Source organism: Thalassospira sp. MCCC 1A01148, assembly GCF_001613795.1.
In the GTDB taxonomy this organism is placed as follows: Bacteria; Pseudomonadota; Alphaproteobacteria; order Rhodospirillales; family Thalassospiraceae; genus Thalassospira.
Genome location: NZ_LPVZ01000007.1, coordinates 1 through 14,335, shown reverse-complemented (window position 1 = coordinate 14,335; position 14,335 = coordinate 1). Strand labels below are relative to the sequence as shown.

Here is a 14,335-nt window from a genome sequence, read left to right as displayed (position 1 = left end):
GCAAGGTATGCTTGCCGTTATCCGCGCCCGTGCTGCAGCGGTTTCCCGCAGTCTTGGGTTCCATAAGATCACCGATGGCTTCCGCCGTCTCGGGACGTCGTTTGTCGGCCTCAGTCGGCATATTTCCGGGGTTGGAGCTGGGCTTTTGGGGTTGGCCGGTATCGGGCTCGGTGGCGGATTGCTGGCGTGGATACATGGCGGGGCGGATGATGCGGACGTTCTGGCCAAGTTTGGCCGTCGTGTTGGGCTGACCACCGAGCAGTTGCAGCAATGGCAGCATGCAGCAAATCAGGCCGCAGGCATGACGAATGCGGATTTGATGAAAAGCTTCCGCGATTTGTCAAAGAATGTTGGTGATGCGGCTAACGGGATCGGTAGGGCTAAGCCCATTTTTGACGCTATGGGGATATCTCTCCGTGACGGAAGTGGAGAGGTTCGGGGGTTCAATGAGTTGCTGCCAGAGCTTCAGGCTGCATTCAGCAAGATCGAAGATCCTTCGCTGAAAACCTCAGCCGCGATGAAGCTTTTCGGCGAGAGTGGTATAGCGATGGCTCAGCTACTGTCTCAGCCGCAGGCCGAACTGGAGCGTTTGTTCGATGAAATGACCGATCTCGGCATGATCAGCGGGCAGGCAGCCAAAGACACCGAAGCTTACAACGACGCGATGGATAGTTTCGGTAAGTCGGTTACCGGTGTGCGGAACGGTTTGATGGGGGCTTTGTTTCCCGTCCTGACGCCATTGGTTGCCAAGATGAAAGAGTTCGTTATCTCGATGCGTCCGCAAATCGTCGAGAGCCTTAGCGCGGCGATTATAGGTGTGTCGGCTACCATGTCGCAGTGGTTCACGGTAGCGAAGGATGGCACGACGCCTGCAGGTCAGGCGATTATGAGCTTCATTTCCTCGATCGAGAGCATGATCGGATATGGCGCAAGTATCGTTGATTTTCTTGGCGGCTGGCAGAATGCGGCGCTGGGTTTTGCGGCCTTGATGGCTGGCCCGTTCATCGCATCGCTTCTGAGCGTTGGCACGGCCTTTGCCAATCTCGGGTGGGTCCTTGCATCAAACCCGATCGTTCTGGCGGCGGGTCTGATTGCGGGCGCGGTTTACGCGATCTATGACAATTGGGATGGGATCGTGTCCTTCTTTACGGGCAAGATCGAAGCAGTCCGCGGTGCTTTTAAAAACGGTTTTATCGACGGAATAATGGCCTATATGGCCGAATTTAACCCGTTTTCCCTCTTGTATGATGGCTTCACGGGGCTGGTTGAATACATCACCGGATTTGACCTGGCATCTATTATCGAAGGCAAGATCCGGTCGATGGTTTCTGTTCTCCCTGATTGGGTTGTCGACCGGTTGGGGATCTCGCAAGGCGATGCTGCAGTGGCGGACACGGGCGCTGGTGAGGAATCTGGTCCGGTTTCTGATCCGTCTATCGCTCAAACAGCGCAGCGTGTGGCGAATGCGCGGGTTGAAACCCGCAACGTCGTGACGGTGCCGGAGGCTCCCGAGGGCAAGATAACGATCGAGCTGGTCGGTGGTGGTGCCCAAGAGGCTCGGGTTGTCCGGTCAGCGTCTCGTGGGATTGGTCTTGAAACCAATCTGAAAACTGGTCCGAGTTTGGCGGGGCTCGGTGCGGGCTAAGATTTGAGGGTGACATGCTTGATCTCGATTACGCGACCAACATCGATGATGTGATCGATCGTTTGACGGAATTGGAGAAAAAGCATGTTCCTTATGCGCTCTCGCGCACGATCAACCGTCTGACTTACGAGGGGCGGGATGTTGTAATTGACCAACTTCCGCGTCGTTTCACCATTCGAGAAAAGTCCCTCAAGGCCTCTGGCGGCGGGCGCAGGGCTCTTTGGGTCAAGCCGAGCAACAAGTCTCAGCCCGTGATCCAGTCCGAGATCGGGACGCCGTTTTGGTTTCTTGAGGACCAAGAGGTCGGCGGTACCCGTCGCGGCAAATCGGGCGAGGGGTCGTGGATTCCGGGTTTGGGGGCAAGGACCCGGAAATCCAAAGAGGGTCGTGTTGCGCGGCGATTTACCAAGCAGAAGGTTCGGCAGGATCTCAAGGCTAACAGGACATACCCCGGAGCGCGGCGCTCCAAGCGTAATAAGCAAGGGTATGCCAAGCAAAAGCCGTTTGTTGTTGATCTTGGTCGCGGCAAGCGCGGCGTTTTTGTCCGTCAAAAGAAGGGCAAGCGCACCCCGCTGTCGCTCCTTTGGGTTATTCAGGATTCCCGAAGGATCAGGCCGCGCTGGCGGTTTGAGAAGACAATGAGCGGGGTGGTCGAGGGGCGTATGGCGGCGTATTTCGCGCGTGAAATGCGTGATGCACTCAAAACCTCCCGATCGGGTCCTAAGAAAAGTATGTTTATCGAGCATCTGATCGCCACAAAGCCTGTCCCGGCAATGCCCGGAATTCCGGGTGGAGGTTCGCTTTCAGGCGGTAGTACGCTCGATCAATTGTCGCAAGTGGCGCGCGGGTTGCCGGGGGTTTGATATGGCGTTTGAGGATCTTTTGCGTCAAGGCAGTTTTCGCGGTGTTCCGTTCCATACCAAATCGCGCAAGCTAACGTCTGGTCGTCGTGGCCCGACAATTGAGCGCCCAAACCGCGATCAGGCCGAGGCACAGGATCTAGGGCGAAAGGTTCGCTCATTCAGTGTGCCGGCCTTTGTCTTGACGTCTGACGGGTTTGAGGCAAAGGACCGGCTTGTCGCGGCTCTAGATGCTGCGGGGCCAGGTACGTTTGTCGACCCGTTTGGTGGCCGCTTTGCCGAGCGCCGGGTCAAGGTTGTGACCTATGACCTTGATGAGAGTTTCGATGCAGAATGCGTCGCCAGCTTCACGATCAATTTCGAAGAGGTTGGCGAAAACACCGAGCGCGGTTTTACTGCTGGTCGCATTTCTTCTGCCTTCCAGCTTACTGAAAAATCGTCCGCTCTTGGTTTGGCTGCCCAGAACGCTTTCGTTAACTCGTATGTTACCGATGGCGTTCCGGGGTTCGTTCGTCAAGCTGGTGGGGATGTTATCGGGGCGCTAACCGATCAGGTTGGTGGTCAGGTCTTCACTGCGCTCGGTGTCAGCTCGACCATGCAGGATGCGATCTCGGAAATCGGTGCGGTTGGTCTTACCGCTTTAACCGGTGGTGGTTTGGATATCGCGACCGGATTGTCGGCTGGATTTTCCGCTTTGTCTGCCGCCGTTCCATCTATTGACGACGGTGTTAGCGGGTTCTTGTCTCTGGGGGCGTTCGAGGCGTCTGGGATCGACGTCCCGATCTCGACGGCAACGCGGGGTATTGAGGCGATCAACAGGTCTGCACTTGGTTCGTTCGTGCGTCGAACATCGATCTCAATGGCGACAGAGCTTCTGCCGAAATATACCTTCCTCTCCTACAATCAGGCTCAGACTATCACCGAGGGTTTCGTTAACGTGATCGATGCCGAAATTGACCGCGCTGGCAGTGATGTTGCTGGCGAGGGGGATGGTGGTGTGTTTGCCGCCCTTTCATCGGTCCGATCGGCGGTTTTTGATTTCACGCGCGAAGCTGGTGCTGGCAAGGCGAACGTCGTCGAAGATCTGCCGTGGCTTACTGAGCCGTCCGAGGTGACTGCTTATCGTCTCTATGGGGATGCTTCCCGGGCAGGCGAGATCGTTCGCCGCAATGATCTGGCGCATCCGAATTTGGTGCCGTCATGGGCTCCGGTCGAGGTTCTTGATGAGTGATGTTCCAGAGGTCGAGCTGAATGGCCGGATTTATGATGGTTGGCAGAAATGCTCCCTCAATATGTCGATCAAGGATATCGCCGGCAGCTTTGCCCTGACGGTTGATGATTTCTCGCCCGAAGATGTGGGGGATATGTCGGTCAAGGTCCGTTGCGGTGATGAGGATCTTCTCACGGGCTGGCTTGACCGTGTCGACACGTCGACGGTTCCCGATCGGGAAGGGACACGGATCAGTGGGCGTTCAAAGTCCGGGGATTTGGTCGATTGCGCTGCGATCGTCCAAGGCGGAGAGCTGCGCAATGTTTCGTTGCTGGATGCTTGCCGGGAATTGTGTCGTCCGTTCGGTGTCGGCGTGTCTGCGGTTGATCAAACAGGCGACAGGTTTGACCGGATCAAGGTCGAGCAAGGTGAAACCGTTTCGCAAGTTATTGACCGGATTTGTCGAGAGCGCGGGTTTAATGCGTGGGCCGGTACCGATGGTGGTGTCGTGATCGGGCGTCCCGGTTTTGCGCGATCGGAGGCCGTGCTTCGATACCGATATACCGAAACGGGTCAGTTGCGGCTGGACAATAACATCGTCGAGCTGAGCGGATCTTTCGATATGTCCGGTCGATTTAGCCGGCTGATCATGCGGTCTCAGGCGGCAACGTCGGACATGGATTTTGGTCTTTCCGCTGCCCAGTCTGAGGCGGTTGCGATTGACGAGGCGGTCAAACGTTACCGCCCCGCGATCCTGACCTCAGATGGTGCCGGAACTTCCGCGCAGCTAAAGGCGCGTGTGGAATGGGAGGCGTCCCGCCGTATCGGTCTTTCGACCGGTGTCAGCTACCAGCTTGAAGGCTGGCGGCAAACATCGGGCGGCTCGTTTTGGAAGCCAGGTATCGTCGTCCCTGTCGAGGATGAGAAAAACAAGATCAGCTCCGACATGCTGATCGTGTCGGTCTCTTTGATGCTTGATGAGGATGCTGGCGGTTACCGGACGTCATTGTCGCTTGAGCCGTTATCTGCTTGGGCTCCGAAGCCCGTTTTCAAAGAGGCGGAAGGCGATGCTCAATATGCCGCGTTGCGAGCTGCGGTCAGTGGGGGTTCTTGATGTTTGAGGATATTCTCAATCGTTTGTCTCGCCGCGTCGAGAATATGCTTTTTCGGGCGGTCATCCGTCGTTGCCGTCTGACCGAGGGCAGTGGTGCGATGATCGCGCAAGCCTCGGGCCGTGCCGGCGAGACGCCGGATGATGTGTTGATCATGCACCATTACGGGTTTGATCAATATCCTCTGCCGGTGGATGCAAATGGGCGGGGCGCTGAGATGTTGGCGCTACAGCTAGAGCGCAACTTGGTCGTCGGCTTGCCGCCGATGGACCGGCGGCACCGGTCAAAGAGCGGTGTGTCTGTCCCGGGTGAGGTTGGGTTGTATGACGATCAGGGGCAGACTTTCACCTTTAAACGCGGAGAGGAGGCTGTTCTGACAACCAAGGTCTTGCGGGTTGTCGCGACCGAGAAAATCATCTTCGAAACCCCCGAGGGGGAGTTCACCCAAAACGTCAAGATTGGTGGGAATTTGGAGGTCGCTCAAGACATTACCGACCAAACGAATGATGGAAACACGCGGACCGTGGCCGGCATGCGGTCAGTCCACAACGGGCATAACCACCCTGAAAACGACAATGGTGGCCCGACGGGATCCCCCAATCAGGAAATGTGATCAATGCCAAATTTGATTACCGACATGTCGCTCCGCTTCGATAACGAGGCGGGGCGTTTTGATTTGCAGCTTTTGGGTGACGGTTCTGGTGGTCTTGATACGGATCACGGTCTGGAAACCGCCGTCACGGTGTCCTTGTTTACCGACCAGCGCGCCCGTGATGATGACGAATTGCCAGATGGAAAGGGTCGTCGCGGCTTCTGGGGGGATACCTGGCCCGCGATCCCGGGCATGAAAGTCGGGTCTCGTTTCTGGCTTTTAAATCGCGCGATCATCACCCCGGAAACGGTCACGCGCGTGCGCGAATACGGGACGGAAGCTTTGCAGTGGATCGTCGATCAGGGGTTTGCAAGTTCGGCAACCTTCGAGGCGTCCCGCGACCGCGATGCTGGCCGGTGGGTGATTTCGGGTCGGGCGCTGATTGAGCGGCCAAACCTGCCCGTTTTTGAGCGCCGTTACTCTGATATCTGGAAATGGATGGATAGCAACTCATGAGCAAACTGACAGGTTTCCAGACGCCGGATTTCGCTGAATTGCGCGCCACATCCAAGGCACACTATGAGGGGGAGCTTGGTCAGGGTGTTACGGTCGGGCAGGGTCCTGTTCCTGCCATGCCCTATGTTGATGGCCTTCTCGCGAAGGGGGCTTACGGATACATCGATCATGTCGCCGCTCAGACGATGGTGTTGTATGCGACGGAAGAAAACCTTGATGCCCATGGCTACACTTGGGGTGTAAAGCGCAATCAGGCGACCCGTGGCGGCGGTTCTGTGAGTGCCACGGGTCTTGCTGGGGCATCTTTCCCTGTTCCGCAGACTGCACGCGACAAGTCTGGCACCGAGTTTCGGTTGGTCGAGGGTGTTGTTCTTGATGGTTCCGGCGAGGCTAGCGCTTCATTTGTTGCTGTGGATCCCGGTGCAGCGGGAAACCTCGAAGCGGGCGCAAAGCTGACATTGACCTCGCCGGTCGAGGGTGTTGACCCGGTTCTTGTTGTTTCATCTGCGGGCTTTTCAGGTGGTTCGGACACGGAGCTTGACGGTCGAAAGGGTATTAGTGAGCACTATCGCGGACGCATCCTTGACCGGATCAGAACGCCGCCGCACGGCGGCAATCAGGATGACTATGTCAAGTGGGCCAAGGAAGTTTCCGGGGTTTCTCGTGTCTGGCCATCGCCGCGCGAAATGGGGCTTGGTACCGTAACCGTCCGCTTCATGATGGATAAGCTTCGGGCAGATTCCGAAGGCATCCCGACTGCGGCGGATGTGGACCTTGTCGCGGCGCATATTAATGCGGAGCGCCCGGTTACTGGCGATTTGTTCGTTGTTGTGCCAATTGCCAAGCCGATCAATGTCACGATCTCCGGTCTGGACCCGGATACACCGGAAACGCGATCGGCAATCGAGGCGGAAATTCGCGACATGCTTTACCGGCGTGGCGAGCCCGGTGTCACTGTCAGCAAAAGCTGGCTGATTGAGGCTGTTGCGATCGCAGCGGGCGAAGACCGGCACAAGATGACGGTGCCTGCTGGTGATGTGGTCTGTGAGATTGGCGAAATTCCGGTAATCGGGGCGGTGTCCTATGTCGCGTGAGCGTCTTGAAGCATATGCCGATGTGATCGCCGGGGCATTTCCGCCCGGGGCGGCATGGCAGGGTTTTCGTGATTACGATGGTGTCGGCCATGCATTCCTGATCGGGAAGGTGGCGACATGGGTCGATGTCGATATCACGGCAGAGCGCCTGATTATCGAAAGCCAACCGGCCCGGGCAGTCGAAATGCTTGCCGATCATGAACGCCAAGTCGGCCTGCCGGATTGCTGTTTTCAGACGACCGGCCTGCCGATCGAGGAACGGCGTGCCGCCGTGTTGACGCGCTTGCGTGCGACGGGCGGTCAGCGTCCGCGTTACTTTGTCAGTTTGGCGGAGACGCTCGGATATGAGGTCGAAATCGTCGAATATCGTCCGTTCATGGTCGGTGTAAGCCAAGTTGGCGGAGCGAACACGTCTGGCAATGATTACAGCACGCGATACGACATGCTTGGCGCGACTGCCGACAAGCGTGCGTGGTGGCGTGTTCGGGTTTTGGGTCCGCGCGTGACGTGGTTCAAGGTCGGGGTCTCGACATTGGGTCAGGACCCGCTTGCGCGAATATCGCGTGCCGAAGATTTGGAATGTCTCTTGGGTCGGCATCAGCCGGCCCATTCTTTTTTGACCATGTCATATGAGGGTGAGTGATGCAGTATCAGCCGCCAGTTAATGGGGATACCCAAGATCCGGACCGCCAGTACGTTAACCCGGTGCCGGAAAACGGCGTAGAGGGGTCAATCCCGCCTGCCGAGGCGATCGAGCATCCGATGCGCGAGATCGAGCATGCGATCAATTATTTCCTTGGCACCGTCGAAACGCCGCTCCCTGCGGATGAGGCGGATCTGCAGCAATTGCGCAAGGCAATTTCGCAGGCCGTAATTGATGGCATGGTGGATGCATTACAGCGCACTGTGCCGGCAACTCTTGGGGCGGGTTTCCACACCACGCCGGTTGATCTGATCGTCAATGCTGGTGTCGCAACGTTCGATCCGGCCACGGGTAACCGCTTCAAGCATGTTGTGGATGGCGCGTTGCACATTTCCAACCCGGCAACGATCCCTGATGCAGGCCCTGCGCAAATCAAACTGACCATTGATGGTGTTGGTGGTCACGGCATCACTTGGGGAACAAAGTACCGTGTAAAAAGCGCGCCTGTTAACGACGCAGGCGCGGTCAACCGTTGCATGCTCGAATACGACGCTGACGACGATGTGATTGATGTTGTCACCATTCAGCGCTCGGAGGTCTGATATGTCGCTGATGATGGAAAATGCATATGCCAAGATCGGCTGTGGAGATCCGGGTGATCCAGAAAATTTTTCGTCGCTGTTCCCTGAGGGCGGCAATTACTTGGTGGGGAATTTTTCCCCGTCAAGTCAGCGAGAAGCGGTTATTGATTATTGGTATAAGGACACCGCGCCGGGGGCTAACCGGCAGCACTTTTGCTGCGGGCCTACTCCGTTCAGCGGAGCGAATTACTTCTATGCAGGACCTGGCGTTACTGACCAGTTTCTGATTCAGAACGCTCCTACTTCAGGCGGCGGTTTTAGTGTGGCAACGGTTGGGAAGGTGCGCGGCGGGGCTGCTCATAAGAACCCGCATATTCGCATTAATACCGGGGCGCTTGTCAATTCAGACCGCGTGCAGTTTTGGCTTAACGGGGTCAGAATGCTTCTGACAGGGACATTCCCTGCCCTTGATTACGACATGCCGCATCTTGGTACGACAACCGATTATTATATCGGCTCTTGGGGTGGTAGTAGTTCACCGGGGCAGGGCAAAGATCAGTACATTAGCCGTTTTGTCTATTCGGACAGCTTGACGCCAGCGCGGGAGGATTTCGGTCGGTTCAACAATGACGGCCATTGGGTCAATAAAAACTACTCCGGCCCAGCGGTCATTAATGCCCCGTTTTCGGATGCTCTGAACATGGGGCTAAACTTGGCTGGCGCTGATCTTACTGTTGTTGGATCTGTCGAGCAGACCGTAGATGTTCCCGAGAACAACTTCGCGACCCTTAATGCGGCGTTGCCCTATGGTCCAAAGGATGGAAATTACAGCCATGGAAACTTGAGGTCATCAGGGGTTTATCTATCCTTGAATGCCTCTGGCTTCGCCACGCTGCCCATTCACAGGGACAAGCCGTCATATTTCACCGTCAAAGTAGATGTTTTCGGATCGAGACTTGTGCTGGGTGTCTCGAGCGATCTTTCTGATCGAATTGTAGCCACTGAAAGTTCAATCTGGCTTGAAGATGACGGCACCCTGTCAGTCTTCGAAGTGGTCTCGTCGTACAGCTCTGGCTTTACGACAGAAGAAGTTGGTGCATACACCGACCCTGCGGCAGAAACCATCGAGTTCTTTATTGATGGGGTCCCGCAAGGCGCGATATCTGCGCCTGAGTTGTTTGGCGAAACGCCTTTCTATTTCGGTTTTTTCTCCGATGATGGGAATTCTCCAACCGTAGAGGTCAATTTCGGGCAAAACCCGTGGGGGTTTGCACCGCCCACCAATGCGGCGCTCAGTACAGGTTCGGTTTCTTGCCCGCAGATACTCGACCCGTCCGAATACTACCAGCGTGAACAGATCATTGGTGGTGGTGATCTCTCCACCAACTGGAATCCTCTTGTCGACGATACGTTGGTTCTCACCAACCGCACAGACAGTGCCGAAGAATGGCGCGTTAATATGATTATTGGTGGCGTGCAGGTTAACCCATTCGATACAGCGGACAATTCGGGCGAAATCGTCGGAGAGGACGGGTTTACGTTTAACTCTGGCGGTGCGGCGGTCGGTGCTGATGTGAGCTATCAAGGGACGCGTATCGACCGTGCATTCAGGTGCACGTCCCAATCGGGCATGTCTTTGGTCACAATTAACCATGTCAACGGTGTTCCGACTGTCGTCAATCATTCGGCGGGTGGCGTCGCGGATGAGGCGACATTTTTCCCGGTTTCGGGTGGGGATCGTCGCGAATATTTGCGCTCACAGGGTGGCGATGGCTATCGACGCTTGAACGGAATTGAATTTACATCTGATCCCGGTTTCATCACCGGTAATACGGTCAATCAATTCACCGTCGATGGCTCCCTGCCGAGTGGCACTTATCGTGTTTGGATTAAGAGATCCGTCCCTCAGTTTTCCAAATCGTATGTTTACGAAGGGAATGACGATGCGGCAGACGGTGCGTTTGCCCAGCTCGATTTCGAGGCTGATTTGTTTATGGGGCGCAAGCTTTCCGGGGGCAGTAATTATTTCGTCAAAGACAACCTTGGATCTAATCCAAATGTCCAGAATCAGTTTCTGAATTCCATATCTTCACCTGGCGTAGATACATGGGGCATGGACTTTTACGGCAACGGTGTGAAGTGGTTTGACGCATCGCAATCAACCAACGATAGCGGTTTATATGCTGGCTTTGCTGTCGCCAAGACGCCGGTCAAATTTGCAAATGCTGTTTAGGAGCTAACCAAATGGGTTATCCACTTTATGTGATTTTCAACGAAGACTGGTCGGTCAATCGCTACGAGAAAGGGGTGAATTTCACCTCAGTGACCGGACGCCAGTTCAAGCCGGCGACGGATCATTCGATCGGCCATCTGGCGGAGCATTTTGTCAAGCCGATTGCTCAGACAAGCAAGCCCTCAACCGAATGGCAGAGTGTGGCCTCCTCGCCGGATGTTTTGATCGAGGGTGAAGGCGAGAACCAGACGGCGGCGCTGGTTTGGTCTACTTCGCCAATCAATATCGATGCGGCCAAAGCGAAGCTGCGCAAGAAAGCTGTGCATTGCTGCAAGATGGCGATGTTTAGCGGTTGGATCTGGGATCGCGCGGAGGGTGAGAGCTACCTTGTGCAAACCGATGAAATGAGCCGTGCGAATATCGCTGAGAAAGGTCGTCTTGCCGATCGGCGGGTTGCTGCGTCGGATGCTACGCTGATCCCGTTCCGGATGGCCGATAACTCGACACCGAAAATCACCCCGGCAGAAATGGTCCAGATTGCCGACACGGTTGCCATTCTGCGTGATGATTGTATCGAAAACCTTGATGACGTCTGGGCTTTGATCGAGGCGTTGCCGGATCTCGATGCTTGTATTGCGTTCGATTGTTCGACAGGTTTCCCGGCTGTTCCTGACCTGGCTTAATCTTTGTTGCCCCAACGCGCCCTCTCTCAGTCGCCGATCGGCGGCTTTTTTAATGCTTGCTTGGTGGAGGGGTGCCGGCATGGACAAGCCGCCGCATGATATCGAGCCTGAGTGGCTCACGGCGTTGAAATTCTGGTGGCCGGTCGTTGGCCTGACTTTGTTTGCTCGCGTTCTCTGGCATCGGAATCTTGTTGCCAAGGGTTCGCGGCGGTTCTGGGGGCGGGAACTCTGGTGGGAATTGGGCACAGCGGTGTTGTGTTTCGCGATTTCCATGGGGGTTGTCGATTATTTCAAAATGAGCATCGAGGGGGCCTGTGGGGTTGCGACCTTCATCGGTTGGCTTGGCCCGAAAGGCATACAGGCCATTTTGCTCGGTCGCTGGAAAGGGGTCTGAAATGGATCAAATTTTGAAGTTCTTGCCGGCGGAAGTTCTGTCGGTTCTCGCTCAGATTGCGTACGTCCTTCCGCCTGCCGTGGTCTCGGCCTGTATCCAGATCGTACTTGCGCTGATCGCGTTTCTGGTCGCGCGCTGGATGCTGAAAGGCTTGGACAAGCGTACCGGTTTTGATTTCAAGAGGTGGATATCAAATGCGGAAGATTTGCCTGTTTCTATTTACGTGTCTGCTCGGATTCTTGCCGTCTGTCACTTGCTGGGCCTTATCGTTTCCGGATCGCTTTGACGCAGAATTCCGCCAGCATTCGGCGCGCTATCTGCCTGGGCTTGATTGGCGGCTTTTGAAAGCGCAGTGTTATCAGGAAAGCTTGTTGAAGCCCAGGGCGGTTTCACCTGTCGGCGCGCAGGGGTTATGCCAATTCATGCCCGGGACGTGGCGACAGGTTTCCGGGCAGATTGATCTGCCGGCGAATGCGTCGGCTTTCATGCCGCAGCTCTCAATCCGGGCTGCGGCTTTTTATATGGCTGGGCTCCGGGGGCAGTGGTCTTCGCCGCGCCCGGAATGGGATCGTCACAGTCTTGCGCTTGGCAGTTACAACGCCGGACTTGGCAGTCTTCTCAAGGCGCAAAAGGTGTGCGGCGGTCCTGTTCTGTATCGGGATATCGTTTCGTGTTTGCCTGATGTGACCGGTCATCATTCTCGCGAGACGATCACTTATGTCGATCGGATCTGGGGTTGGTACGGGCAAATGATCGGGGGTGGATAATGGGCGGTGTTTTAAAGCTGGTTGGCGGGTTTTTCTCGGGCAGCACGCTTTGGTGGCTGATCGGTGCTGTGGGTGTTGGTTTGTTTGCCTTCGCGGGCGTGCAAACCGTTCGCCTTGATGCGGCAATGGCGCGGGTCGAGGTTGCTGATGTCCGGATCGCGCGCTGGCGGGATGCGAATATTCAGAACATGGAAACGATTGATCGCCTCCGCCGTGCCCGATCCCGGATCGAGGTCGCGCTGACAGAAGAGCGGGATCGGCGTTCGCGATCAGAAGCCAGGTACAAATCTTTTATCGAGGGGGTGAATGATGCACCAGACGATGGCTGTGTCGGTCCTGCTGTGCGCGGTCTTTTTGACAGCATGCGGGACAATGGTGTCGGAGCCGATTCAGGTGACGGAAGTGATCGAGGTGGAGGTTCCGGGGGAGCTGACATCGTGCGCGCCCCGCCCGAATGATCCGAGCCCGCCGATTACCGATAAAAAGGTTGGTCGGTTTATCGTCGATCTGCTCTCAGCGCACGATGATTGCTTTGGGAAGAACCGCAAGATCGGCGAGTTGTTTGGTCCGGATCTCAATCCCGGGCCGTGATTTTCAGAGCGTGTCAAACCTGCATCCGGTTTGGCACGCCTTTTTTTTGTCGCAACGGTGATCCTGCCGTCCTTCGATCGGGCAGAAAAGTGGCGTGGGCGGTTTTTGCTTTGACCCGGCCTGCATGATCGGTGTCGCGCCAAGTCCTTTGCAGGCCTGACAGCGAAGCCGCTTCAGGATCTTTCCAAGGCTGGTCGATTTGTCGAACCGTTCTAGCAAGGGTTCGAAGTCAAGCCTGCTGGAATGCTGGCACCGATCATTGATGCAATGAACCACACAATGATCGTTTTGCCGTGCCGCTTCATGCAGCGAAATGTATCCATCCCAATCGATAGCCATCACGCATCTTCCGTTGTCGATCGGTGTGGATATGGCCTTTGGCGCCAATATCGCAACCCCGTTTCGGCGGGGGTTGGGTCGTACCAGCGACCCAAACCGGGATGGGCAAACATCCCACGGCTAAGCCGCCCCGCGCTGCCGTCGACGGCGGGCGGGACAGTACAGGTAAATCGTTAACAAATGGAAGATGTAATCAAGTGCGAACCGCCGGCTCCTTGGCTCGGCGGTAAAAGTCGTCTGGCTGACCGGATCGTCGATTTGATCGATGGTGTCGACCATGACCTTTATCTAGAGCCTTTTATCGGTATGGGCGGCGTGTTTTTTCGTCGTCGCCGATCGGTAAAGTGCGAAGTGATCAACGACTATAATGGCGAGGTCTCAAACCTGTTCCGGCAGTTGCGTCGTCATCATTCGGTCGTTCTGGATGAAGCTCGATTCCTTCTGTGCTCGCGTGAAGAGTTCGAGCGGTTCAAGTCGCAGCGTCCGGATCTCATGACAGAGATCGAGCGGGCGGTGCGTTTCCTGTATCTGCAGCATCAGGCATTCGGTGGCAAGCCGTCGGGGCAGAATTTCGGTGTTGACCGCGATCGAGGATCTCGTTTCTCGATCGAGAAGATCGAAGCCAATATCGAGCGCATCCGCAAGCGCCTGTCACATGTGATCATCGAGAGCTTGGATTTCATCGAGGTTATTGACCGGTACGACGCTGGTCGAACGTTGGTTTACCTCGATCCGCCTTATTACGGTGGTGAGGGGGATTACGGGAAATCGCTGTTTTCCCGGTCGCGGTTTGTTGACCTGGCCAAGCGTCTTTCCGGTTTGGCCGGCACGTTCATTCTGTCGATCAACGATGTGCCAGAGATCCGCGAGATATTCTCGGACTTTGCCATGCTTGAGGTGAAGACCAAATACACGGTGCAGGGCGGGGAGGCGAAGCCCGTTGGCGAGCTGTTGATCTCAAATGTGGAGACGGCGCTCGTTGGCGGTCAGAAAACCCTGATCTGAGGGCCTAGCAGGCGATCGTGATCAGGGCGCGTTTAGGACTGTTTCGGCGGTAGCGTTCCTCCGCTACCAA

Annotated in this window: 16 protein-coding genes; all 16 read left to right on the top strand. The window is 56.0% G+C overall.

The annotated features are described in order from the left end of the window. The first annotated feature begins 7 nt into the window (after window positions 1-7). The 16 genes from AUQ43_RS02250 (at window position 8) to AUQ43_RS02170 (ending at window position 14,265) form a co-directional block, all read left to right on the top strand. Complete coding sequence (locus AUQ43_RS02250; protein ID WP_147250478.1) at window positions 8-1,645, top strand: hypothetical protein; 1,638 nt, start codon at window positions 8-10, stop codon at window positions 1,643-1,645. A gap of 14 nt (window positions 1,646-1,659) precedes the next feature. Continuing rightward, window positions 1,660-2,508 (top strand): hypothetical protein, encoded by an 849-nt coding sequence (locus AUQ43_RS02245; protein ID WP_062954012.1) that lies wholly within the window; start codon window positions 1,660-1,662, stop codon window positions 2,506-2,508. A 1-nt stretch (window position 2,509) separates the two neighbouring features. Next, entirely contained in the window at window positions 2,510-3,736 is a 1,227-nt protein-coding gene (locus tag AUQ43_RS02240; RefSeq protein ID WP_062954011.1) for a DNA circularization protein, read from the top strand. Further along, window positions 3,729-4,829, top strand: a complete 1,101-nt coding sequence (locus tag AUQ43_RS02235) for a phage baseplate assembly protein (RefSeq protein ID WP_062954010.1) — start codon at window positions 3,729-3,731, stop codon at window positions 4,827-4,829. The genes AUQ43_RS02240 and AUQ43_RS02235 overlap by 8 nt, the downstream gene beginning before the upstream one ends. Continuing rightward, window positions 4,829-5,440: a phage baseplate assembly protein gene (locus AUQ43_RS02230; RefSeq protein WP_062954009.1), complete on the top strand. Its 612-nt coding sequence runs from the start codon at window positions 4,829-4,831 to the stop codon at window positions 5,438-5,440. Before AUQ43_RS02235 ends, AUQ43_RS02230 begins: the two co-directional genes overlap by 1 nt. 3 nt (window positions 5,441-5,443) lie before the next feature. Next, window positions 5,444-5,935, top strand: a complete 492-nt coding sequence (locus AUQ43_RS02225) for a phage GP46 family protein (protein ID WP_114129894.1) — start codon at window positions 5,444-5,446, stop codon at window positions 5,933-5,935. Further along, window positions 5,932-7,029, top strand: a complete 1,098-nt coding sequence (locus AUQ43_RS02220) for a baseplate J/gp47 family protein (RefSeq protein WP_062954008.1) — start codon at window positions 5,932-5,934, stop codon at window positions 7,027-7,029. The genes AUQ43_RS02225 and AUQ43_RS02220 overlap by 4 nt, the downstream gene beginning before the upstream one ends. Further along, window positions 7,019-7,672, top strand: a complete 654-nt coding sequence (locus AUQ43_RS02215) for a YmfQ family protein (RefSeq protein ID WP_062954007.1) — start codon at window positions 7,019-7,021, stop codon at window positions 7,670-7,672. Before AUQ43_RS02220 ends, AUQ43_RS02215 begins: the two co-directional genes overlap by 11 nt. Continuing rightward, window positions 7,672-8,274: a hypothetical protein gene (locus tag AUQ43_RS02210; RefSeq protein WP_062954006.1), complete on the top strand. Its 603-nt coding sequence runs from the start codon at window positions 7,672-7,674 to the stop codon at window positions 8,272-8,274. The genes AUQ43_RS02215 and AUQ43_RS02210 overlap by 1 nt, the downstream gene beginning before the upstream one ends. Before the next feature lies 1 nt (window position 8,275). Next, window positions 8,276-10,486: a hypothetical protein gene (locus tag AUQ43_RS02205; RefSeq protein WP_114129895.1), complete on the top strand. Its 2,211-nt coding sequence runs from the start codon at window positions 8,276-8,278 to the stop codon at window positions 10,484-10,486. An 11-nt stretch (window positions 10,487-10,497) separates the two neighbouring features. Further along, window positions 10,498-11,169 (top strand): DUF4376 domain-containing protein, encoded by a 672-nt coding sequence (locus tag AUQ43_RS02200; protein ID WP_062954004.1) that lies wholly within the window; start codon window positions 10,498-10,500, stop codon window positions 11,167-11,169. Window positions 11,170-11,248: 79 nt separating this feature from the next. Further along, window positions 11,249-11,563, top strand: a complete 315-nt coding sequence (locus tag AUQ43_RS02195; RefSeq protein WP_062954003.1) for a phage holin family protein — start codon at window positions 11,249-11,251, stop codon at window positions 11,561-11,563. A 1-nt stretch (window position 11,564) separates the two neighbouring features. Next, complete coding sequence (locus AUQ43_RS20400; RefSeq protein WP_062954002.1) at window positions 11,565-11,849, top strand: hypothetical protein; 285 nt, start codon at window positions 11,565-11,567, stop codon at window positions 11,847-11,849. Then, complete coding sequence (locus AUQ43_RS02185; RefSeq protein WP_084271960.1) at window positions 11,758-12,330, top strand: transglycosylase SLT domain-containing protein; 573 nt, start codon at window positions 11,758-11,760, stop codon at window positions 12,328-12,330. Before AUQ43_RS20400 ends, AUQ43_RS02185 begins: the two co-directional genes overlap by 92 nt. Further along, window positions 12,330-12,788 carry a hypothetical protein gene (locus AUQ43_RS02180; RefSeq protein ID WP_062954001.1) on the top strand — a complete coding sequence of 153 codons (459 nt, stop codon included), beginning with the start codon at window positions 12,330-12,332 and terminating at the stop codon, window positions 12,786-12,788. Before AUQ43_RS02185 ends, AUQ43_RS02180 begins: the two co-directional genes overlap by 1 nt. 652 nt (window positions 12,789-13,440) lie before the next feature. Beyond that, complete coding sequence (locus AUQ43_RS02170; RefSeq protein ID WP_062953999.1) at window positions 13,441-14,265, top strand: DNA adenine methylase; 825 nt, start codon at window positions 13,441-13,443, stop codon at window positions 14,263-14,265. The last annotated feature ends 70 nt before the right edge of the window (window positions 14,266-14,335 follow it).